The sequence below is a fragment of the Ancylobacter polymorphus genome (genome assembly GCF_022836935.1).
Lineage (GTDB): Bacteria > Pseudomonadota > Alphaproteobacteria > Rhizobiales > Xanthobacteraceae > Ancylobacter > Ancylobacter polymorphus_A.
In genome coordinates, this window is the sequence record NZ_CP083239.1 from 2769751 (window position 1) to 2792369 (window position 22619).

21 protein-coding genes are annotated in these 22619 nt (G+C 68.2%); 10 read left to right on the forward strand and 11 right to left on the reverse strand.

Features of this window, described 5'->3' with window-relative positions:
• The first annotated feature begins 173 nt into the window (after positions 1-173).
• The 4 genes from K9D25_RS13105 to K9D25_RS13120 are packed head-to-tail and all read left to right on the forward strand — an operon-like array spanning position 174 to position 3239.
• Positions 174-650 (forward strand): Lrp/AsnC family transcriptional regulator, encoded by a 477-nt coding sequence (locus K9D25_RS13105; protein ID WP_244375821.1) that lies wholly within the window; start codon positions 174-176, stop codon positions 648-650.
• The gene (locus K9D25_RS13110) at positions 647-1543 is read left to right on the forward strand and encodes a glycosyltransferase family 8 protein (RefSeq protein WP_244375823.1); all 897 of its coding nucleotides are present in this window, start codon (positions 647-649) and stop codon (positions 1541-1543) included. Before K9D25_RS13105 ends, K9D25_RS13110 begins: the two co-directional genes overlap by 4 nt.
• Positions 1544-1545: 2 nt before the next feature.
• The gene (locus K9D25_RS13115) at positions 1546-2184 is read left to right on the forward strand and encodes a methyltransferase domain-containing protein (RefSeq protein ID WP_244375825.1); all 639 of its coding nucleotides are present in this window, start codon (positions 1546-1548) and stop codon (positions 2182-2184) included.
• A complete protein-coding gene (locus K9D25_RS13120) occupies positions 2181-3239 on the forward strand; it encodes an ELM1/GtrOC1 family putative glycosyltransferase (RefSeq protein ID WP_244375827.1) in 1059 nt (352 codons plus the stop codon). The genes K9D25_RS13115 and K9D25_RS13120 overlap by 4 nt, the downstream gene beginning before the upstream one ends.
• Here K9D25_RS13120 and K9D25_RS13125 read toward each other — a convergent pair.
• From K9D25_RS13125 to carA, 7 genes are all read right to left on the reverse strand, one after another.
• A complete protein-coding gene (locus K9D25_RS13125) occupies positions 3212-4288 on the reverse strand; it encodes a glycosyltransferase family 4 protein (protein ID WP_244375829.1) in 1077 nt (358 codons plus the stop codon). The genes K9D25_RS13120 and K9D25_RS13125 overlap by 28 nt on opposite strands.
• Positions 4289-4306: 18 nt before the next feature.
• Positions 4307-4780 carry a transcription elongation factor GreA gene (gene greA / locus K9D25_RS13130; protein ID WP_244375831.1) on the reverse strand — a complete coding sequence of 158 codons (474 nt, stop codon included), beginning with the start codon at positions 4778-4780 and terminating at the stop codon, positions 4307-4309.
• A gap of 146 nt (positions 4781-4926) precedes the next feature.
• The gene (gene carB / locus K9D25_RS13135) at positions 4927-8247 is read right to left on the reverse strand and encodes a carbamoyl-phosphate synthase large subunit (protein WP_244375833.1); all 3321 of its coding nucleotides are present in this window, start codon (positions 8245-8247) and stop codon (positions 4927-4929) included.
• A 192-nt stretch (positions 8248-8439) separates the two neighbouring features.
• Complete coding sequence (locus tag K9D25_RS13140) at positions 8440-8937, reverse strand: cupin (protein WP_244375835.1); 498 nt, start codon at positions 8935-8937, stop codon at positions 8440-8442.
• A gap of 55 nt (positions 8938-8992) precedes the next feature.
• The gene (locus tag K9D25_RS13145) at positions 8993-10471 is read right to left on the reverse strand and encodes a UdgX family uracil-DNA binding protein (protein WP_244375837.1); all 1479 of its coding nucleotides are present in this window, start codon (positions 10469-10471) and stop codon (positions 8993-8995) included.
• On the reverse strand, positions 10468-11682 hold the full coding sequence (locus K9D25_RS13150; protein WP_244375839.1) for a putative DNA modification/repair radical SAM protein: 1215 nt from the start codon (positions 11680-11682) through the stop codon (positions 10468-10470). Before K9D25_RS13150 ends, K9D25_RS13145 begins: the two co-directional genes overlap by 4 nt.
• A gap of 179 nt (positions 11683-11861) precedes the next feature.
• The gene (carA, locus tag K9D25_RS13155; protein WP_244375841.1) at positions 11862-13064 is read right to left on the reverse strand and encodes a glutamine-hydrolyzing carbamoyl-phosphate synthase small subunit; all 1203 of its coding nucleotides are present in this window, start codon (positions 13062-13064) and stop codon (positions 11862-11864) included.
• A 253-nt stretch (positions 13065-13317) separates the two neighbouring features.
• Between carA and K9D25_RS13160 the strand changes: the two genes are divergently transcribed.
• The 5 genes from K9D25_RS13160 (at position 13318) to rpoD (ending at position 19065) form a co-directional block, all read left to right on the forward strand.
• Positions 13318-13773 carry a GatB/YqeY domain-containing protein gene (locus K9D25_RS13160; protein WP_244375843.1) on the forward strand — a complete coding sequence of 152 codons (456 nt, stop codon included), beginning with the start codon at positions 13318-13320 and terminating at the stop codon, positions 13771-13773.
• A gap of 39 nt (positions 13774-13812) precedes the next feature.
• Complete coding sequence (locus K9D25_RS13165; RefSeq protein WP_244375845.1) at positions 13813-14535, forward strand: AzlC family ABC transporter permease; 723 nt, start codon at positions 13813-13815, stop codon at positions 14533-14535.
• A complete protein-coding gene (locus K9D25_RS13170; protein ID WP_244375847.1) occupies positions 14532-14840 on the forward strand; it encodes an AzlD family protein in 309 nt (102 codons plus the stop codon). Before K9D25_RS13165 ends, K9D25_RS13170 begins: the two co-directional genes overlap by 4 nt.
• 108 nt (positions 14841-14948) lie before the next feature.
• A complete protein-coding gene (gene dnaG, locus K9D25_RS13175; protein ID WP_244375849.1) occupies positions 14949-16889 on the forward strand; it encodes a DNA primase in 1941 nt (646 codons plus the stop codon).
• A 175-nt stretch (positions 16890-17064) separates the two neighbouring features.
• On the forward strand, positions 17065-19065 hold the full coding sequence (rpoD, locus tag K9D25_RS13180; RefSeq protein ID WP_244375850.1) for an RNA polymerase sigma factor RpoD: 2001 nt from the start codon (positions 17065-17067) through the stop codon (positions 19063-19065).
• Between the two features lie 70 nt (positions 19066-19135).
• Here rpoD and K9D25_RS13185 read toward each other — a convergent pair whose 3' ends face one another.
• The 4 genes from K9D25_RS13185 to K9D25_RS13195 form a co-directional block, all read right to left on the reverse strand.
• Positions 19136-19399, reverse strand: coding sequence for a DUF2798 domain-containing protein (locus K9D25_RS13185; RefSeq protein WP_432207878.1), 264 nt, complete (start codon positions 19397-19399; stop codon positions 19136-19138).
• A gap of 237 nt (positions 19400-19636) precedes the next feature.
• A complete protein-coding gene (locus tag K9D25_RS24930) occupies positions 19637-19768 on the reverse strand; it encodes a hypothetical protein (RefSeq protein ID WP_279613737.1) in 132 nt (43 codons plus the stop codon).
• 91 nt (positions 19769-19859) lie between these two features.
• Positions 19860-20039: a DUF1328 family protein gene (locus K9D25_RS13190; RefSeq protein WP_244375854.1), complete on the reverse strand. Its 180-nt coding sequence runs from the start codon at positions 20037-20039 to the stop codon at positions 19860-19862.
• 69 nt (positions 20040-20108) lie between these two features.
• On the reverse strand, positions 20109-21536 hold the full coding sequence (locus K9D25_RS13195; protein WP_244375856.1) for an MFS transporter: 1428 nt from the start codon (positions 21534-21536) through the stop codon (positions 20109-20111).
• A 98-nt stretch (positions 21537-21634) separates the two neighbouring features.
• On the opposite strand from K9D25_RS13195, the gene K9D25_RS13200 reads away from it, so the two are divergent.
• On the forward strand, positions 21635-22549 hold the full coding sequence (locus tag K9D25_RS13200; RefSeq protein ID WP_244375858.1) for an aldose 1-epimerase family protein: 915 nt from the start codon (positions 21635-21637) through the stop codon (positions 22547-22549).
• Positions 22550-22619 lie beyond the last annotated feature (70 nt).

The following is a 22619-nucleotide window of genomic DNA, read 5'->3' on the forward strand; positions in this document are numbered from 1 at the left end:
CGAAAATGTAGGAGCTGACCTTGGCAACCGCAAGGCAGGCGGTTCCTATCCATTAGTTTTCCAGAAGGAAGATTGCGCGGGGCTCGCGCGCAAGATAATTGCTCTGGCCGGCGGCGGCATTCGCGTCGCGGCCAAGGGCGCGCCACGGCGCGCCGCACACGGAGATACCCCTCTTGGTTCGCCGCATCGACGCGATCGACTGGAACATCCTTCGCGAGCTTCAGGGCGATGGCCGCATCACCAATGTGGAGCTTTCCCAGCGGGTCGGCATTTCCGCCCCGCCCTGCCTGCGCCGCGTGCGCGCGCTGGAAGAGGAAGGCATCATCAAGGGCTATAGGGCGCTGCTCGACGAGAAGAAGCTCGGCTTCGACCTGATGGCCTTCGCCATGGTGCATCTGATCAGCCAGGCCGAGGCCGACCTTTCCGCCTTCGCCGCGCAGGTCGAGCGCTGGCCGCTGGTGCGGGCGTGCTGGATGCTCTCGGGCGAGACCGATTTCATCCTGCTCTGCGTCGCGCCGGACCTGCGGACGTTCCAGAATTTCGTGCTGGAACTCACCGGCGCGCCGAATGTGCGCAATGTGAAGACCGCGCTGACGCTGCAGCAGTCGAAGGACGCCGCGGTGGTGCCTATGGAAGGGAATGTCCCTTGATCGTCGCCACCGCCACCGACACCGCCTATGTCGAACTGACCGCCGTCCTCCTCGCCTCAATCGCCGACCGGGCGGGGGATGCGGTGAGCGCCGTCTGGGTGTTCTGCGACCGCGTATCGGACGAGGACAAGAAGCGGATGGCTGCCAGCTATGGCCGGCCGGACCTGCATTTTCTCGATATTGACGACGACATGGTCCGGCATTTCGCCACTGGGCCGGTGAACAACCATCTCTCGCGCACCGCCTATGCCCGCATCCTCATGCCGCTGACGCTGGCCGAGGCGACGGGGCGGCTGCTCTATGTCGATTGCGACACGCTGATCGCCGCGCCGCTGGCGCCGCTGGCCACCCTGCCCATGCAAGGCTTCGCGGTGGCAGCGGTGGACGATGTCGCCCGGCTGGTGCCGCAGCGCCACATCACCCGCAACCGTGCCATCGGCCTGCCGGACGAGATGCGCTATTTCAACAGCGGCGTGCTGCTGATCGATCTCGACGCCTGGCGGCGGGAGCGCGTGACCGAGCGCACGCTCGAGTTCATCGCCTCGCGGCCCTCGCTGCCGATGATGGACCAGGACGCGCTCAACGGCGCGCTGCGGGGCGAGTGGCTGCCGCTCGACGAGAGCTGGAACATGCACCACCGGCTGGAAAAGGGCGTCTACAAGGCCGACCCCGCCGTGTGGGAAGGCGCCCGCATCGTCCACTTCATCGGCCAGGTGAAGCCCAATTACACCGACTGCAATCACCCGCGGCGCGACCTGTTCATGGCCTATCGCGCCCGCACGCCCTTCGCCAATGCGCCGCTGAAGACCAAGCTCGGCCGCAAGGTGGAGAAGCGCGCGCGCAAGCTGCGGCGGTTCTTCGGCAAGCTCAAGCGTCGCCTTTTCGGAGCCTAGGGATGGCACACAGCCTCGTCGACGAATATGCGAAGCTCCATGCCCGCCACCGCTACGGCGCCACGGCGCGGCACGCGCTGGCAGACATGCTGCCGCACATCATGGCGCTGAAGCCCGCCTCGCTGATCGATTTCGGCTGCGGGCAGAGCAACCTCGCCTTCCTCATCGCCGCCAAGGCGGGGATTGGCGAGATCCACCGCTATGACCCCGCCATTCCCGCCATTTCCACCCTGCCGAACAAGCGGGTGGAACTGGCGGTCAATGTCGATGTGATGGAGCACATACCGGACGAGGAAATCGACGCGGTGCTGGCCTCCATCGCCGCGACTGCGACGCAGGCCTTGTTCGTCATCGATACCGGTCCGGCCAAGATGCTGCTTTCCGACGGGCGCAACGCCCATGTCTCGCAGCACGGTGCGGCGTGGTGGCTGGCGCGGCTGAAGCCGCATTTCCCCACCATTCGCGAAATGCCGATCCACCGCCGCGCCCGTATCGCCTTCAAGACCTGGGACGGCGAGGTGAGAGGGCTCACCGGCCTTGCCGTGCGGGCGCGCGAGCGGGTGATCTACCGCACGCAGAAGCTGACCCGCACCGCGCATCGCAAGCTGTTCGGCACCAAGCCGCGCGGGGGCGCCCAGTGAAGCTGCTGGTCCTGCGCGACAAGAAGCCGGGGCATTTCAACCAGGCGGAAGGTGTCGCGCTGGCCATCGAACGGCTGGCCCCGACGGAGGTGACGCGGCTCGACATCCGCCCCACCTGGTTCGCCCATGACGATGTGCGCAAATTCGTGATGCGCCGCTATGGCCGCGACGCCGGCACTTGGCTGCGCTCCATGTATGCCATCGACGCCTCGACCCTGGAAAAGCCGGATGTCCTCGTCGGCTCCGGACGGCCGACCATCGCCGCCGGCATTCTGCTCAGCCGCTTCTTCGGCGGCGTGCCCTTCGTCTATTCCGGCGGCATCGGCGGCTATGACACGCGCGAGGTCAGCCTGATGATCGTCGCCTCGCCGCGCGCAGCCGGCAATCCGCGTTCCGCCTGGGCGCCGATCCCCTCCATCGTCGATCCCGCCGACTATCCCACCCCGCGGCGGCTGTCGACGCTTGCCGACCTCAAGGGCGCGGAGATCGCGCTGCTGGTCGGCGGCACCGCCTATCGCAAGGAATGGCCGGAGGGCGAGTGGGACGCGCTGCTGCGCCTCGTGCGCGACGTGGCGCGCGAGCATGGCGTGCGCTGGCGGGTCACCACCTCGCGCCGCACGCCGGACGCGGTCGGCGCGCGCCTCGCGGCACTGGCGGGGGAGGGCGTGCTCGCCGAGTTCATCGACTACCGCACTGCCGGGCCGGGCTCGGTGCGGGCGCTGTTCGGCGCCGATGCGGTGGCGGTGACGGAAGATTCGATGAGCATGCTGGTGGAAGGGCTCACCGCGCAGCGGCCGGTGATCGGCCTGCGCTCGGCCAAGGTGCATGACGGCTATGCCAGCGAGGCGATTTCCGCCTGGGCGGCCAAGAGCTGGGCCGCGCCGTCCTTCGCGCCGAGCCTCGCCATCCTGCCGCTCGGCACGGTGACTGCGGACCAGTTCGCCTGCACCCTCGTCACGCTGGAGCCGCCGACGCTGGATGTGCGCGGCGCGATCGCCGCTCTCATCGCCCCGGTGCTCGGGCTGGCTCAGAACCGCGACCACACCTCGTCATAGACGGCATTGATCCGCCGCGCCTCGGTCTCAATCGAGTGGTTGTCGACGACATGGCGGCGGGAGGCGTCGGCCATCGCCGCGCGGTCGGCGTCGTCCCGCTGCACGAAGGCCGCCACCGCTTCCGCCATGGCTGGGACGTCACCGGGCGGGATGATGGCGCCGGTGCGGCCTTCCACCACCAGCTCCTCGAAGGCGCCGACGCGGGTGGCGACAACAGGCACGGCGCAGGCCATCGCCTCCAGCGGGGTGACGCCGAAACCCTCCCAGCGCTGGGGCGCGACATAGAGGTCGAGCGCGCGGTACCAGCGGGCAATGTCCGAGGTGGCGACCTCGCCGGGGAAGAGGATGCGGTCCGCGAGGCCGGCCTTTTCCACCTTGGCCCTCTGTTCGGCGAAAAAGGCGGTATGCGCCCCCGTCGCCCGCCCCAGCACCACGCCGCCCCAGCCGGGATGGTCGGGCAGCACGCGGATCAGCGCGTCGACGAACACGTCGGTGCCCTTCTGCGCGCGGATGCGGCCGAAGCAGCCGATCATGTTGAGACTTTCGGGCAGGCCCACCGCGCGCCGTGCCGCCGCCTTGTCGGGCGCCGGGGCGAAGCTGCCCATGTCGATGCCGTGGTGGATGACGGTCGAGGCCCGCTTGAGATAGTCGGCGGTCTTGGCGGAGGTCGATATCACCGCGTCCATGCGGGCGATGAGGAAGCGGCTCCAGCGCGTGTGCCGGCGCTGCGAGGCGGAGGTGAAGACCAGCCCCAGCCGCATCCGCAGCACATCGCGCAGCACCACGCCGCCGAGCATTTCGACATTGCGGCGGGCGTGCCAGATGCGGCAGGGTCGGCGCGCCGGCCGGCCCCAGAAATGGCGGAACATGCCGAGGCCGATGCGCGGCACATGCGCCGCGAGGCCCGGGCCGAAGGCGGCGATGCCGACCTCGCGCGCCTGATAGGGCAGGACGCGCTCAAGGGTGGAGGTGACACCGGAGAGGCGGCGCTTGAAATTCGGCGCCACGACTTCGAGCCGTGCCGGTTCGATCGCCGCCTTCTCCGTCATGTCGGGCCGTGTCCGTGATCAGGCGAAGCGGACGGCGGCGATCTCGTAGGAGCGGGCGCCCTTGGGCGTCACCACTTCCACCGACGAGCCGAGCTTCTTGCCGATCAGCGCGCGGGCCATGGGCGAGGAAATGGAGATGCGGCCGGCCTTGGCATCGGCTTCCATATCGCCGACGATCTGCCACACGCGCTCTTCCTCGGTGTCCTCGTCGATGAGCTTGACGGTGGCGCCGAACATCACGGTGTCGCCGGTGAGCTTGGCGACATCGATGATCTCGGCGCGCGACAGCTTGTCCTCAAGCTCGGCGATACGGCCCTCATTGAGCGCCTGCTGCTCCTTGGCGGCGTGGTACTCCGCATTCTCGGACAGGTCGCCATGGGCGCGCGCTTCCGAGATCGCCTCGATGATGCGGGGACGATCCACCTGCTGGCGGCGCTTGAGTTCGTCTTCCAGTGCGGCGTGGCCGCCGGCGGTCATCGGAATCTTGTCCATTGGTCTGTTCTTGACCTCCCAAAAGCAAAGGAAGCCCCCGCGGGTGTTCCATCGGGGCCATCTGCCTCCATGAAACGCCCGCGCGGGCTTGGTCCGGTCTTCCGTGAACCCGAGGCGCCGTGAGGCGCCGTCGGGCCCGGTCCGGGTTAGAAGTAGTCCTGCAGGGCGCGCACTTCCAGATCGCCGCCGATATAGGCCTTGATTCCGCGCGCCGCCGCGATCGCTCCCGATAGCGTGGTGTAGTACGGCACTTTATGCAAGAGGGCCGCGCGGCGCAGCGAACGCGAGTCCGCGAGCGCCTGCGCGCCCTCGGTCGTGTTGAAGACGAGCTGCACCTCGCCATTCTTGATGGAATCGACGATATGCGGCCGTCCTTCCAGCACCTTGTTGATCTTGGTGCTGGGCACGCCGTTTTCCGCCAGGAAGCGCTGGGTGCCCGAGGTGGCGATCACCTTGAAGCCGAGCGAGACAAGAAGCCGCGCCGTATCGAGGATGCGCGCCTTGTCGGCCTCGCGCACGGAGATGAACACCGTGCCCGAGGTCGGCACCTTGGTGCCGCCGCCGAGCTGGCTCTTGGCGAAGGCGACGGCGAAGGAGCGGTCGAGCCCCATCACCTCGCCGGTGGAGCGCATTTCCGGGCCGAGCACCGTGTCGACGCCGGGGAAGCGGGCGAAGGGGAACACCGCCTCCTTCACCGCCACATGGTCGCCGGCGAAGGGCGTGAGCCCGAAGGAGGCGAGCGCCTCGCCGGCCATGACGCGGGCGGCGATCTTGGCGATCGGCTGACCCACCACCTTGGCGACGAAAGGCACGGTGCGCGAGGCGCGCGGGTTGACCTCCAGCACGAAGATCTTGCCGTCCTTGATGGCGTACTGAACGTTCATCAGGCCGCCGACTTCCAGCGCCAGCGCCATCTTGCGGGTCTGGGCTTCCAGCTCGGCGATGGTCTCGGGGCTGAGCGAATAGGGCGGCAGGGAGCAGGCCGAGTCGCCGGAATGGATGCCGGCTTCCTCGATATGCTCCATGATGCCGCAGATGAAGGTGTCGCGGCCATCGGCCAGGCAGTCGACATCCACCTCGATGGCGTCGGAGAGGTAGCGGTCGAACAGCAGCGGGTTCTTGCCCAGCAGCGTGTTGATCTGCCCGGTCTTGTCGTTGGGGTAGCGCGCCTTGATGTCGTTCGGCACCAGCCCCGGCAGCGTCTCCAGGAGATAGTCGCCGAGCTGGCTCTCCTCATGGATGATCTGCATCGCCCGCCCGCCCAGCACATAGGAGGGGCGCACGACGAGGGGATAGCCGAGCTCGGCCGTCACCAGCCGGGCCTGCTCCACGGAATAGGCGATGCCGTTGGCCGGCTGGCGCAGCTTCAGCTTGTCGAGCAGGCTCTTGAAGCGGTCGCGGTCCTCGGCGAGGTCGATGGCGTCCGGCGAGGTGCCGAGGATCGGGATTTCCGCCTCTTCCAGCGCGCGGGCGAGCTTGAGCGGGGTCTGGCCACCGAACTGCACGATGACGCCGTGCAGCGTACCGGCAGAGCGCTCGCGCTCCAGGATCTCGATCACGTCTTCCGCGGTCAGCGGCTCGAAATAGAGCCGGTCGGAGGTGTCATAATCGGTCGACACGGTCTCCGGGTTGCAGTTGACCATGATGGTCTCATAGCCCGCATCCTTCAGCGCGAAGGCGGCGTGGCAGCAGCAATAGTCGAACTCGATGCCCTGGCCGATGCGGTTCGGCCCGCCGCCGAGAATGGCGACCTTCTTGGCGTTCGAGGGCCGCGACTCGTCGGCCGGGACGCCGGCGAAGGGCATCTCGTAGGACGAGTACATATAGGCCGTGGGGGCGGCGAATTCGGCGGCGCAGGTGTCGATGCGTTTATAGACCGGGCGCACATCGAGCGCGCGGCGGCGGGCGGCGACTTCCGCCTCGGTGAGGCGGGCGAGGCCGGCGAGGCGCGAATCCGAGAAGCCCATGGCCTTGAGCCGGCGGAAGGCGCCCGCCGTCGTCGGCAGGCCGTGCGCGCGCACCTTGGCCTCGGTGTCGACGATTTCGCGGATCTGTTCGAGGAACCACGGGTCGATCTTGCAGCCGGCATGGATGGCGGCGTCGTCGAGGCCGAGGCGCATGGCCTGCGCCACCTTCAGCAGCCGGTCCGGGGTCGGGGTGCCGAGCGCGGCGCGCACCGCGTTCTTGTCGTCGCCGAGGCCGAGGCCCTCGATCTCGATCTCGTCGAGCCCGGTGAGGCCGGTTTCCAGCGAACGCAGCGCCTTCTGCAGCGATTCCTGGAAGGTGCGGCCGATCGCCATCGCCTCGCCGACCGACTTCATCGAGGTGGTCAGGGTCGGCTCGGCGCCGGGGAACTTCTCGAAGGCGAAGCGCGGAATCTTGGTGACGACATAGTCGATGGTCGGCTCGAACGAGGCCGGCGTGGCGCCGCCGGTGATGTCGTTTGCGATCTCGTCCAGCGTGTAGCCGACGGCAAGACGCGCGGCGACCTTGGCGATGGGGAAGCCCGTCGCCTTGGAGGCGAGCGCCGAGGAGCGCGAGACGCGCGGATTCATCTCGATGACGATCATCCGGCCCGTTTCCGGGTCGATGGCGAACTGCACGTTGGAGCCGCCGGTCTCGACGCCGATCTCGCGCAGCACGGCGAGCGAGGCGTCGCGCATGCGCTGATATTCCTTGTCAGTCAGCGTCAACGCCGGGGCGACGGTGATGGAATCGCCGGTATGGACGCCCATCGGGTCGATGTTCTCGATGGAGCAGACGATGATGCAGTTGTCCGCCTTGTCGCGGACGACCTCCATCTCATACTCCTTCCAGCCCAGCACGCTCTCTTCCACCAGCACCTCATTGGTGGGGGAGGCGTCGATGCCGCGCTCGATGATTTCGATATATTCCGACTTGTTGTAGGCGATGCCGCCGCCGAGCCCGCCCATGGTGAAGGAGGGGCGGATGATGGCGGGCAGGCCGACCTCTTCCAGCGCTTCCAGCGCCTGCGGCAGGGTCTTGATCTGGCGCGAGCGCGGCGTGTCGAGACCGATCTTGGTCATCGCGTCGCGGAACAGCTCGCGATCCTCGGCCTTGTCGATGGCTTCGGCGGTGGCGCCGATCATCTCGACATCATATTCGTCGAGCACGCCCATCTTGCGCAGCGACAGCGCGCAGTTCAGCGCGGTCTGGCCGCCCATGGTGGGCAGCAGGGCGAAGCCGCCGGGGATCGCGTGGCGTTCCTTGGCGATGATCTTGGCGACGATCTCCGGGGTGATCGGCTCGATATAGGTGGCGTCGGCCAGGTCCGGGTCCGTCATGATCGTGGCCGGATTGGAATTGACCAGGACGACGCGATAGCCCTCGGCCTTCAGCGTCTTGCACGCCTGGGTGCCGGAGTAATCGAACTCGCAGGCCTGCCCGATAACGATAGGGCCGGCGCCGATGATGAGGATGGTGGAGATATCTGTGCGTTTCGGCATCGGATCCCGTGCGGCTCGCGCATTGGTCCGGGCGCACGAAAAAGGACGCGTTGTGCGACGCGTCCTTGGGCGGACCCGGATTGAACTTTCTGGGCGAGGTCACGCCCCGCAATTGGGGGCTTCCCTTAAACCAGATTCCCTCGGGGGGGAAGAGTTGAGTCGGGAGGTAGCCCTGCGCGCCGCGCGGAGCGCTCATCCCTTCCACAGACGGGTGAGCGCGCCCTGGCCCCCCTCGACCGGATCGCTGACCGGCAGGGGCACCCGCGCGATGGCCTCGCGCGCGTGTCCGAGCGAAGCGGCGTCGGGCTTTTCGATCGCATAATCCTGCCCCGGCGGGTAGGCGCCGACGATGACGAGATCGGGGCTGGCGGACATCCGCTTATGGCCGGTGCCGGCGGGCAGCAACAGCACGTCGCCGGCCGCCAGCTCCAGTTCCGCCCCGCCTTCTCCGCCGATGAGAAGACGCGCCGAGCCGCGGGCCAGCGCCAGCGTCTCATGCGCCGTGGAATGAAAATGATGGAAGTCGAACACGCCGTCCCGCCAGCGACAGTCCCAGCCATTGGCGATGAGGCGCCGCTCGATCTCGTCGGCATTAGCGGGCAGGGCGGCGCGGTAGATCAGGACCGGAAGTGTCGGGTTGTTCGGCACGCCGCCGGACGGCGGGAACAGGCGGGCTTCGGGAACGGTCATGGCAGTCTCCGGTCTGGCAAGTCTCAACCGCCTGCCGCGCCACCCGGTTCCCCGCTCACGCCGCCTCCGCCAGCGCCTTCGCCGCCGCGAGATCGGCGACGAAGGCGGAATACGCCGCGTTGCGCGCGCTCTCCTCCGGCAGCCGCAGCAGATAGGAGGGGTGGACGGTGAGATAGCCCGCATGCGCACCCAATTGGCGTGGGCCGCGTTCCCGCGTCACCGCCAGCGCCGTGCCGGTCAGCGCCAGCGCCGCCGTGCCGCCGAGCGCGACGACGAGGCGCGGGCGGACGAAATCCAGCTCCTTTTCCAGCCACCAGCGATAATGCTTCACCTCCCCGGCGGTCGGCTTCTGGTGCAGGCGGCGCGTGCCACGTGGCACGAATTTGAAGTGCTTGACCGCATTGGTGAGATAGACCGCCTCGCGGCTGAGCCCGGCCTCGGCCATCGCCTTCATCAGCAATTGCCCGGCCGGGCCGACAAAGGGGCGTCCCTCCTCGTCCTCCTGGTCGCCCGGCTGCTCGCCCACCAAAGCGAGCCGCGAGTGGAGCGGCCCTTCGCCCAGCACGGCACGGGTGCCGCCGGCGACGAAAGCGGGCGAGGCGGCGATGAGGGCGTTCAATGCCTCAAGGCTGCTTGGCGCCTGCTGCGCCATCGCCGCCACCGCCCTTTGCGGGTCGCGCTTGCGCGGCGTGGCGGCCTCGCGCGCCAGCATGTCGGCGACGCGGGCGGGGGCGCCTTCGAGCAGCGTGGGAATGAGGCGGGCCTCCGGGAGATTCGCCCAGTACTTCTTCGGCATCTCTGTCCTCATCATCTGGGGGTTGGCGCGGGCCGGGTTGAAGGCGCTAGCGTAATAGGCGAGCCAGCCTTCCTCGAAGCCGTCGCCCTCCGGCAGAGTGGGCCGGCTTGCGGGCGGGCCGAAGGCGAGCGTGTGGTCCTTCCAGCCCACCGTGCCTTGCGGTGTGAGAATCGCCCAGTCCATGGCGGGAAAGCGGGTGCGGAAGAACGGCGCGGCGGCTTCCAGGGTGAAATGCTCCGGCTCGAACCAGGCGACGAAACGCTCCCGCCCGTTCTCCACTCCCAGCGCCTTGAAGCGCACGAAGGCGTGCATCTTGTGAATGTCGCGGCGCACCGCCTTCGCCATGCGCCCGAGACGATGCACCAGCGGATCGGCCGGGTTGTCGGCCAGTTGCCGCTCGCCCTGCGTCACGCGCCAGATCAGCGTGTAGAGCAGGGCGAAGCGCGCGGGATCGCGGTGGCAGAGCACGAGATCGGCCAGCGTCGCGACCGCGCGCGGCAGAGCGAGGGCCGGCGCGCCGCCGGACGCGATCCCCGGCCCGGGGCTGCCGAACAGGTCGCCGCCGCCCTCCATGGCCGGCTCGCCCGGCACCGCCATCCGCCAGACCACGCGCGCCGGCGGCACCTGTGCCGCCACCAGCGTCCGCACGGCGGCACGAAATCCAGCGCGGTCGGCGCCGAAGCGCAGCGCGACCTCGCGGATGTCGCCCGGCGTGCCGCGCGCCGCCGCCACGCTCACGCGAACAGCTCCAGCTGGCGTGCCGGCGGGGCGAGGCGGGCGCGCAGATTCGTGCGGTCGGTGAGCTTGAGCGGGTGATGGTCGGCGGTGATGAGGAAGGCGCGCGCCCGCTTCACCCCGGTGCTCACCCGGGCGATGTCGTCGAGCGTCAGCCTCGTCTGGCGTCTTGCCCGCAGGATGCGCTCCACCGCGCGGGCGCCGAGACCGGGCACGCGCAGCAGCGCCTCGCGGTCGGCTGCGTTCACGTCCACCGGAAACTGCTCGCGGTGCTTCAGCGCCCAGGCGAGTTTGGGGTCGATGTCGAGATCGAGCATGCCGCCCGCACCGCCCGCAGCGATCTCGTCGACGGAGAAGCCGTAGAAGCGCAGCAGCCAGTCCGCCTGGTAGAGCCGGTGCTCGCGGACCAACGGCGCGGCCTTCACCGGCAGCACGCGGCTGGCCTCGGGAATGGGACTGAAGGCGGAGTAGTAGACGCGCTTCAGACCAAAGCCACCATAGAGGCCGGCGCTGGTCTCCAGCACTGCCGCATCGGTGGTGGCATCGGCGCCGACGATCATCTGCGTGCTCTGGCCGGCGGGGGCGAAGCGGCGCTTTTCCGCGCGTGCCTCGGTGATGCGCTCCCGCATCTGGCCCATCGTCGCCTTGATGCCGGGCGCGTCCTTTTCCGGCGCCAGCGCCTTCAGGCTGATGTCGGAGGCGAGTTCGACATTCACCGAGAGCCGGTCCGCCCACAGCCCGGCCTGCTCCACCAGCCAGGGGCTGGCCTCGGGGATGGCCTTGAGGTGGATATAGCCGGCGAAGCCATGCTCCTGCCGCAGCCGGCGGGCGACGAGCATCATCTGTTCCATCGTGTAGTCCGGCGAGCGGATGATGCCGGAGGAGAGGAACAGGCCCTCGATGTAATTGCGCTTGTAGAAACCGAGCGTGATCGCCACCACTTCCTCGACGCTGAACCGCGCCCGCCGCACATTGGAGGAACGCCGGTTGATGCAATAGGCGCAGTCGAACAGGCAGTAATTGGTCAGCAGGATTTTCAGCAGCGACACGCAGCGCCCGTCCGGCGTGTAGGAGTGGCAGATGCCCATGCCGGTGGTCGAACCGATGCCGTCCTTCTCCGCCTTACGCCCGCGTGCGCCGGAAGAGGCGCAGGAGGCATCGTATTTGGCGGCGTCGGCGAGAATGCCGAGCTTGGTCCTCAGAGTGTCATCCACGTGGAATTCCTCCCACGTTCACTTTATGTTCCCTATTTGATCGTATCAACCCACCAAAAATACCGTCGCCTGTTCCGCCCTTGGTGAACAGCGGCGCATTGCTGATGCGGGCGATGCCCATGTCCGCGCCATGACCCTCACCGGCGCGGCGGCCGGCGAGGGTCTTCGCGGGCGGCGTGTCACGCCGCCTTGTTCTTGGCGATCAGCTCGACGAAGCGGTCGAACAGATAATGGCTGTCCTGCGGGCCCGGGCTGGCTTCCGGGTGGTACTGCACCGAGAACACCGGCTTGTCGGTCAGCGCGATGCCGGCATTGGAGCCGTCGAACAGCGAGACATGGGTTTCGGTGGCGCTGGCCGGCAGGCTGTCGCGGTCGACGGCGAAGCCGTGATTCATCGAGGTGATCTCGACCTTGCCGGTGGTCATGTCCTTGACCGGGTGGTTCGCGCCATGGTGACCCTGGTGCATCTTCACCGTGCGCCCGCCGACGGCGAGGCCGATCATCTGGTGGCCGAGGCAGATGCCGAAGGTCGGCACGCCGCGATCGATGATCTCGCGGATGACCGGCACCGCATATTCCCCCGTCGCCGCCGGGTCGCCGGGGCCGTTGGAGAGGAATACGCCATCGGGCTGCAGCGCCAGGATCTCCTCCGCCGTGGCGGTGGCGGGCACCACCGTGACCTTGCAGCCGGCGCGGGCGAGCAGGCGCAGAATGTTGCGCTTGATGCCGTAATCGACGGCGACGACATGGTGCGCCGGGGCGGTCTGCTGGCCATAGCCCTGCGGCCAGCTCCAGGTCGTCTCGTCCCAGTTGAAGCGCTGGGCGGTGGTGACCATCGGCACCAGGTCCATGCCCTCCAGCCCCGGCCAGGCGGCGGCTTCCGCCTTCAGCGCGGCAAGATCGAACTGGCCGTCCGGCGCATGGGCGATCACCGCGTTCGGCATGCCGCCGTCGCGGATCAGCGCGGTCAGCGCCCGGGTGTCGATGCCGGAAATCGCGATGATGCCGCGCGCCTTCAGCCAGGCGTCGAAATGCCGTGTGGCGCGGTAATTCGACGGGTCGGTGATGGCGGAATGCAGCACCACGCCGCGCACACCGGAGGCGCCGGCCATGGAGACGGTTTCCACGTCTTCCTCATTGGTGCCGACATTGCCGATATGGGGGAAGGTGAAGGTGATGATCTGCCCGGCATAGGACGGATCGGTGAGCACTTCCTGATAGCCGGTCATGGCGGTGTTGAAGCAAACTTCGCCCACCGCGTGGCCCGTGGCGCCGAGGCCGAAGCCTTCGAGGACCGTGCCATCGGCCAGGACGAGGACGGCGGTCGCGAGCGGCTCGGCCCACACGTCATCGCCGGAGTGCTGTTCAGCGCTACCGTTCATTGATCTTGTTCCCTGTCATCGTGTGCCCTAATTAGTCCGTTGCCGCGCCGGATGCCAGCCTCCACACTGCGTATCTGGCCCACGAATTGCGGATGGCTGCGCCGGGCTCTGCTGCGCGGCGCCTTTCGCGATCGGGCGGCGACCGCCGGAGGGGGCAGAAACCCCGCGGGTGAAACATCCATTGGCGCGTGCGGCGTGCGGCCCCGAATCGGGCGCAGATGCCGACTCGCGGATTTCAGGAAGGCTGGCCGACGTGCTGCGCGACGACATCAACACCTCGCTGAAAGAGGCCATGAAGGCCCAGGACAAGCGCCGCCTCGGCACGCTGCGCCTCGTCAATGCCGCGATCAAGGACCGCGACATCGAAGCGCGCGGCCATGGCAAGGACCCGCTCTCCGATGAGGAAGTGCTCGGGCTGCTGACCAAGATGATCAAGCAGCGCGAGGAATCGGCGAAGGTCTATGAGGAGGCCGGGCGCGTCGATCTCGCCACGCAGGAGCGTGAGGAGACCGCGATCATCCAGTCCTTCCTGCCGGTGCAGATGACCGAGGCGGAGGCGCAGGCCGCCATCGCCGCCGTCATCGCCGAGATCGGCGCCCATGGCCTCAAGGATATGGGGCGCACCATGGCGGCGCTGAAGGAGCGCCACACCGGCGTCATGGATTTCGGCAAGGCGAGCGGCACGGTCAAGGCGCTGCTCACCGCCTGAGCCGGGCTTGCGGCCGGTCTATCTTCGCGCGTTGGTGCCATGTCTTCAGCCTCCCCATCGCCCGCGCCGGCCACGCTGACCCTTGCGGGATGCGGGCGCGGGGCCCGGGCCATCGTCGCCGTGCTGCCGCCGGTCTTCGTGTTCGGCATCGCCTTTGGCATCGCCGCGCGCGGGGCCGGGCTGGAGGGCTGGCTGGCGGCGCTGATGAGCATGGCCGTCTTCGCGGGGGCGGCGCAGTTCGCCGTGCTCGATCTGTGGACCAGCCCGGTGCCGTGGCTGCCGCTGCTGGTGGCGACCTTCGCCATCAATGCCCGCCACATCCTGCTCGGCGCCTCGCTGCGGGCGCTGTGCCGGGGGCTTTCGCCGTGGAAGGTCTATGGCGCGATGACGCTGCTCAGCGATCTCAACTGGGCGGCGCTGATCGCCGCCGAGCGCAAGGGCGAGCGCGACCTCGGCTATCTCGTCGGCGGCGGCCTGCTGATGTGGGCGACCTGGGTGACGGCGACCATTATCGGCGCGGTCGCCGGCGGGCTGACCCTGGACGATGTGAAGACCTATGCGCTCGATCTGGTGCTGGTGGCCTTCTTCGCCACCACGCTGGTCGGGCTGCGGCGGGGCCGGGTGGACGATCTGCCCTGGCTGGTGGCCGGTGCCGCCGCCATGGGCGCCGTCTGGTTCCTGCCGCCGAACTGGCATGTGATGGTGGGCGGGCTAGCGGGCGGGCTCGCCGGCCTCATCCGAGACGAGCTGAGGCGCTCATGAGCACCTCGCAGGCGCTGCTCGTCGTCTTCGCCATGGCGCTCGTCACCTATGCCACGCGGGCGGGCGGCATCTTTCTCGTCGGCTTCGTGCCGATGTCGGCCCGCACCGAGAATTTCCTGCGCTATCTCGCCGGCGCGGTGCTGGTGGCGCTGGTGGTGCCGGCGACGGTGCGCGGCGGGCCGGAAGGCTATGTCGCGGTCGGGGTCGCCATCCTCGCCCGGCTGGTCTTGCGCAAGGCGCTGCCGGCGATCGCGCTCGGCATCCTCGCGGCGGCGCTGTGGCGTGCCTATATGGGAGCGAGCTGAGGCTGGGGACAGCGGGGACGATGCCGCCGTCGGCACGCTTCTTGCGGTCGCAAAGCGACGCCTCCTGCTAGAATGGCCGGCCGCCCTAACGGTTGAGTTCACCTCTCCATGCGCTACCCGCCCTCGTTCCTCGACGAGATACGTGCCCGCCTCCCGGTATCGGAGGTGGTGGGCAAGCGCGTGCAATTGAAGAAGCAGGGGCGCGAGTGGCGCGGCCTGTCGCCGTTCAACCCTGAGAAGACCCCGTCCTTCTATGTCAACGATCAGAAGGGCTTCTATCACTGCTTCTCCTCCGGCAAGCATGGCGACCATTTCGACTTCCTGATGGAGGTCGAGGGCCTGCCCTTTCCGGAGGCGGTGGAACGGCTCGCCTCCATGGCCGGCGTGCCGATGCCGGTGCAGTCACGCGAAGAGGAAAAGCGCGAGAGCCGGCGCAAGACGCTGCATGAGGTGATGGAACTCGCCGCGCAATATTTCGAGGCGACGCTGCAGGGCCGCGCCGGCGCCAAGGGGCGCGGCTATCTCGCCGATCGCGGCCTAGGCCCGGCGGTGCAGAAGCGCTTCCGCATCGGCTACGCCCCGCCGGACCGCTTCGCGTTGAAAGAGGCGCTGGGCGGGCGCGGCGTTCCCGTCGAGGACATGGTCGAGGCCGGGCTGCTGATTTCGGCCGAGGACATCGCCATCCCCTATGACCGCTTCCGCGACCGGGTGATGTTTCCCATCACCGATCTGCGCGGGCGCGTCGTCGCCTTTGGCGGGCGGGCGCTGGAAAAGGACGTGCCGGCGAAATATCTCAACTCGCCGGAGACCCCGCTCTTCCACAAGGGCGCGCTGCTCTACAACGCCTTCAACGCACGCACAGCCGCCCATAACGGCGCCGCCGTCATCGCGGCGGAAGGCTATGTCGATGTGATCGCCCTGGTCGAGGCCGGCTTTGCCGGGGCGGTGGCCCCGCTCGGCACGGCGCTGACCGAGGAGCAGTTGTCGCTGCTGTGGAAGATGGCGCCCGAGCCGGTGCTGCTGTTCGACGGCGACAAGGCCGGGCGGCGCGCCGCCTTCCGCGCGATGGACCTCGCTCTGCCGCATCTCAAACCCGGCATGAGCCTCTCCTTCGGCCTGCTGCCCGAGGGGCAGGACCCGGACGATCTCGTGCGCGCCGGCGGGCGTGAGGCGGTGGACGCGGTGCTGGCGCAGGCCCGGCCGCTGGCGGACGTGCTGTGGGCGCGCGAGATCGAGGGCGCGAGTGTCGACACGCCGGAACGCCGGGCGGCGCTGGAGGCGCGGATCGGCGACATCGTGAAGGTGATCGGCGACGAAACCGTGCGCAAGCATTACCGCGCCGAGCTGATGGAGCGCTTCCGCCGCCTGTTCGCCCCGTCCTCGGGGGGCGGGGAGGGCGGACGGCGCTCGACCAATGACTATTCCGGCTATTCCGGGCGTGCCGGCGCCAAGGGCGCGCGCCGGCCGGGCAATGGTCGCGGCGGGGCGGGCCGACCGGCCGGCGAGGCGATGCGCCGCTCGGCGTTGGTGCGCGGGGCCGCGGCGGAAATGCCGCGTAACGAGGCGCTCCTACTGTTCGCGCTCATCAACCATTCCTGGCTGATCGACCAATATGCGGAGGAGCTTGCCGGGCTTTCGCTGCAGAACAAGGAGGCCGCGGAACTGCGCCGCGCCTTACTCGATGCGCATATGGACGGCGATACCGAAGCGCCCGAACGGCTCACCGCGCGGCTGGAAGCGCAGGGGCTGGCGCCGCTGGTCGAACGGCTGGGGCGTATGGCGGTGGCGCGGCACGACTGGCCGGCCTTCTCCGATGCCGGCCGCAGCGATGTGGAGTTGTGGTGGCACCAGCGTCTGGTCTTGCACCGGCGCGGCCATGCCCTATCTAAGGAACTGAAACAAGCCGAGAAACGCCTGGCGGAAGAGCCCACGGAGATGAATTGGGCGCGCTTTCTCGACGTACAAAGTCAGCTCGCGGCACTTGACGGAACCGAAGCTTTGGTAGAGGGGTTCGGCGCCGCGTCGGGTCGACCGGGGCGGTCGATGTAAGGTCCCTTCGGGCTGCTCGCCCGCGCGTCTTTCGGGCGCGTGGTGCGCGTAGCCCTGTTTGCGTCTCTCGCCTGCCACTGCGCGGGGCGCCGGGTTGAACGATCGAAGGGCGGTGCCGCAAGGACGCCGTCGCACGCCGGGACGCAGGTCTGCGGCGCTTGAGGAGCACAAACGCATGGCGAAGCAGGCAGCGGAAGCGACGGAAGCCCCCGAGAAGGACGGCGACACCCCGGACAGCCCGTTGCTGGACCTTTCGGACGCTGGCGTCCGGAAGATGATCAAGCTCGCCAAGAAGCGCGGTTACGTGACGTATGACGAGCTGAACGAGGTTCTCCCCTCCGAGCAGAACACCTCCGACCAGATCGAAGACATTTACGCCATGCTCAACGAGATGGGCATCAATGTCGTCGAGGCGGAAGAGGCGGAAGCCGAGGCCGAAGGTGAGGAAGCCCCGGCCGAGGCGGCGGAGGAAGAGGAAGAGAGCGGCGGCGAACTGGCCGAGACCGGCTCGCGCACCGTCATCCGCTCGGAGACGAAGTCCGAGCCGGGCGAGCGCACCGACGACCCCGTGCGCATGTATCTGCGCGAGATGGGCTCGGTCGAGTTGCTGTCGCGCGAGGGCGAAATCGCCATCGCCAAGCGCATCGAGGCCGGCCGCGAGGCGATGATCGCCGGCCTGTGCGAAAGCCCGCTGACCTTCCAGGCCATCATCATCTGGCGCGACGAACTCGTCGAAGGCAAGGTGCTGCTGCGCGACATCATCGACCTTGAGGCCACCTATGCCGGGCCCGAGGCGAAGAACGGCCCCATCGTCGAGGGCGGCTCGCTCGCCCCCGAGGCGGAGGAGGAGCGTGAGCCGACCATCGGCGAGACCATCGCCGGCGATGATGATGACGACATGGAGAACTCCCTGTCGCTGGCGGCGATGGAAGCGGAGATCAAGCCGAAGGTGCTGGAAACCTTCGACCGCATCGCCGACGCCTATAAGAAGCTGCGCCGTCTTCAGGACCAGAACGTCGAGTCCAAGCTGAAGAACGAGAGCCTCTCGCCCTCGCAGGACCGCAAGTACAAGAGCCTGAAGGACGCGCTGATCCTCGACGTGAAGTCGCTGTCGCTGAACCAGGCGCGCATCGACAATCTCGTCGAGCAGCTCTACGACATCAACAAGCGCCTCGTCTCGCTGGAAGGCCGGCTGATGCGGCTCGCCGAGAGCTTCGGCGTCTCGCGCGAGGACTTCCTGCGCCAGTATCAGGGTTCCGAGCTCGACCCGAAATGGGTCGCCCGGGTGAAGAACCTGACCTCGCGCGGCTGGAAGGGTTTTGTCGGGCAGGAACTCGACGGCATCAAGGATCTGCGCTCGGAAATCCACGCCCTCGCCACCGAGACGGGGCTAGAGATCCAGGAATTCCGCAAGATCGTGCAGATGGTGCAGAAGGGCGAAAAGGAAGCCCGGCAGGCGAAGAAGGAAATGGTGGAGGCCAATCTGCGCCTCGTCATCTCCATCGCCAAGAAGTACACGAACCGCGGCCTGCAGTTCCTCGACCTCATTCAGGAAGGCAATATCGGCCTGATGAAGGCGGTCGACAAGTTCGAGTACCGCCGCGGCTACAAGTTCTCGACCTATGCCACCTGGTGGATCCGGCAGGCGATCACCCGCTCGATCGCCGACCAGGCCCGCACCATCCGCATCCCGGTGCACATGATCGAGACGATCAACAAGATCGTCCGCACCTCGCGCCAGATGCTGCACGAGATCGGCCGCGAGCCGACCCCGGAGGAACTGGCCGAAAAGCTCGGCATGCCGCTGGAGAAGGTGCGCAAGGTGCTGAAGATCGCCAAGGAGCCGATCTCGCTGGAGACGCCCATCGGCGACGAGGAAGACAGCCATCTCGGCGACTTCATCGAGGACAAGAACGCCATCCTGCCGATCGACGCGGCGATCCAGTCCAATCTGCGCGAGACGACCACGCGCGTGCTGGCCTCGCTCACCCCGCGTGAGGAGCGCGTGCTGCGCATGCGCTTCGGCATCGGCATGAACACCGACCACACGCTGGAAGAAGTCGGCCAGCAGTTCTCGGTGACGCGCGAGCGTATCCGTCAGATCGAGGCGAAGGCGCTGCGCAAGCTCAAGCACCCCTCGCGCTCGCGCAAGCTGCGCAGCTTCCTCGACAATTGAGGCGGCGGCCTTCCAGGGCTTCAGCGTCCGGAATGCAGAAGGCGGCCTCTCGGCCGCCTTTTGTTTTGGCTCACCGCACGGGCGGTTCGACCATCAGGCCGACAATGCGCCGGACAAGCGGCAGCACGAGCAGCAGGGTGGGGAACGCCACCACCCAGGACAGCGCCCAGGCTGTGGGCCACATCGCGACAAAGGCGGGGCTGGGGCCGAGACTGCGCAGCGTGGCGATGGCCGAGACCACGAAGGTCATCAGCACCGAGAGCACCAGCGGCATGATGAAGCCGGCATAGCGGGCCGGCAGCTTGCGGAAGAGGGGAGAGGCCATGCGGGCCATCCTTCTGGATGGTCGCGGCGGGTCCGGAGCACGCGCATCCGGCCGGCCGTGACCGGGTGGATGCGTTGCCTGACGTCGGACGCTTACGGCCGGCACAATGTGCCGACGTCTTCTCCTAGCTGAATCCCTGCGCCCGCGCCACCGCTTTCGCGGCGGCCGAAATCCCATGTCCGGGCACTCCATCGGGCCGGCCGCGCCGTCCTGTCGGCCGGCGCCCCGCGTCGCTTCGGCGTGCGCTCACTCGCCCGGAAGCGGGTGGTTGTGGCGGCGCACGGCCTTGGTGGAGGCTTCCACATAGGCCAGCGTGGCAGCGAAGCCGCTGAAGGCGATGATGGTGGCGGCGACGAATAAGAGGGTTTCGGTCGGCATGGCATCCTCCTTGGTCATTTTCCCGGAGGCTAGCGACCGAAGGGGGAGGGTGCCTTGCGGTATGTCAATCCGCGACGGGGCCGTCTCCGCGTCAGGGAGTCGACACGGCGTGGTCGATCAGCACGGCGAAGCCGATCAGCAGCAGGAAGCCGAGAAAGAACAGGCCGAACAGCACGAGCGAGATCTTGCGCGCGAGCTGCGACACGCCGGTCATGCCGATGGCGCCGGCGATCATCGAGATCACCAGGAAGATCACGGCGTATTTGATCATGCGGCGTTTCCCGAAGCGGCAGGAGAGGGCGCGGTATCAACGCACGGGCAGCGCCGGAGTTCCGCCGGCTTACGCGCCGTCGGAACGCCCGTCCTGCGCGGTGGGGAAATCGTCCTCGCCCTTGGTCGGCTGGGGCGCCTGCGGCGGGGGCGGCGCGCTGGCGGCTACGGGCTTGTCCGAAGCCGGGGGCTTGTCCGAAGCCGGCTTGGGTGTGACAGGCTTGGCCGCCGGGGGAGACGCGGCCCGGCGCCAGCGGCGCAGGCCCGAGAGTGGCGCTTCCGCGCGGCTCTTTTCCGGCCGCGGCACGGTGCCGGTGGCCGCCGAGGCGATGGGCTCGCTCTTGCCGTCGATCTGCCGCCCCTTCTCCTTCAGCAGCACGCGCCAGAGCACGAACAGCAGCAGCAGCGTGTAGGAGCCGGCGGTGAAGAAGAACAGCGCCCCCGGCCCGTAATGCTGCATGCCGAGCGAGGCCAGCGCCGGCCCCACCACCGAGCCGACGCCATAGAGCAGCAGCAGCCCCGCCGCCGTCTCCACGGCCTCGGAAGGCGCGGTGCGGTCATAGGCATGGGCCGCCGCCAGCGAATAGGCCGGCAGCGACAGGCCGCCATAGAGCATGCCGAGCAGGCAGAGCCCGAGCAGGTCGAAGGGCAGCGCCCCCAGCGCCAGCCCGGCGAGCAGCGCGCCGACCAGCAGCGCGGCGAGGATGCGCCGACGGTCCATGCGGTCGGAGAGATAGCCCACCGGCCACTGCGCCAAGGCGCCCGCCACCACCACGGCGCTCATGAAGGTCGCGGCGCCGTCGGAGGTGAGGCCGCGCCCGATGCCGAAGATCGGCCCCAGCGACCACAGCGAGCCATTGGTGAGCCCGATGGCGAAACAGCCGACCATCGCCACCGGCGCCGCCTTGAACAGGCGCGGCAGGCGGATGCGGGCGGTCTCGATCGGCGCCGGCTGGGTGCTGGAGCCGATCGCCACCGGCAGCACCGCCAGCGAGAACAGAATGGCGGCGAGGGCGAACAGGTCGAAAGCCCGCACGGGGTAGAGGGTGATCATCATCTGCCCGGCGGTGAGCGCGGCATAGTCGACGATGACATAGGCGCTCATGACGAAGCCGCGCGTCTGGTTGGTGGCGCGGTCGTTCAGCCAGCTTTCGATCACGAGATAGAGCCCGGCGAAGCAGAAGCCGGTGATGGTGCGCAGCGCGAACCAGGTGAAGGGCTCGATGAAAAGCGGATGCGCCATCATCGCCGCCACCACGCCCGAGGTGAGGGCGGCAAAGGCGCGGATATGCCCAGTGCGGCGCACCAGATGCGGCACGGCGAGGCAACCGACCACGAAGCCGAGATAATAGCTCGACCCCAATATGCCGAGATTGATGGCGCTGAAGCCCTCGAAGGCACCGCGCAGCGGCAGAAGCGTGTTCTGCAGGCCGCTCCCGGTTACCAGAAAGAACACGCCGAGCAGGAGCGCGGCGACAGGGCCGAGAGTCTGGGCCATGATGGGAACCGGACGGTGAGGGTGGCGGGCGCGCGGAATCCTTGTTCCGCAAGGTCCGGTTAGACCTGATCTTTGGCGAAGTCGAGACGGGGATTGGTATGAGTGACGGTGCGGTACGGCTGAAGTCGGGCTTCCTGGAGGTGGACATTTCGCCTCAGGGCGCGGAGATGGTGGCGCTGAGGGACCGGCACGGGCATGGCCTGCTGTGGAATGGCGACCCGGCCTTCTGGACCGGCCGCGCGCCGCTGCTGTTTCCCATCGTCGGGCGGCTGCCCAACGACCAGCTCGTGCATGACGGCAAGGTCTATCCGATGGCGCAGCACGGCTTCGCCCGCCGCCGCGCCTTCACGCTGGAGGAGGCGACGGATCAGGCGGTGCGTCTGGCGCTGCATGACGACGAGGAGACGCGCAAGCAATACCCGTTCCCGTTCTCGCTCACCGTCACCTACCGGCTGGAAGAGGCGACGCTCACCATCGAGGCGGAGGTGGCGAACACGGGCGCGGGCGTGCTGCCGGCGAGTTTCGGCTTCCACCCGGCCTTCCGCTGGCCGCTGCCTTATGGCGGCACGCGCGCCGACCACCGGCTGGTGTTCGAGAAGGCGGAAGCCGACGCCATCCACCGTCCGGTCGGCGGGCTGCTCGCCGCCGCCACCGAGGCCAACCCGGCGGTGGACGCGATCCTGGAGCCGACCGACGCGCTGTTCGCGCGCGACGCGCTGATCTTCCTCGATCTGCGCTCGCACCATGTGCGCTTCGGCGTGCCGGGCGAGCCGGGGCTGGAAGTGGCCTTCCCCGACATGCCGCATCTCGGCATCTGGTCGAAGCCCGGCGCGCCGTTCCTGTGCATCGAGCCCTGGGCCGGCTATGCCTCGCCCGAGGACGGGCCGGCCGAATTCATCGACAAGCCGGGCCTGTCGCTGCTGGCGCCGGGCGCCACCAAGCGCTTCGCCATGACGGTGCGCTGGCTGCCCGATGTCGGCCGGCTGATCGGCCCGCATGAGGTGGAGGGCTAGCCATGCGCGGTGCGCCGATGCGGGGAGGAGCCGGGTAAGTCGCCGGCTCTTCGCCGCACAAGGCTCTTCC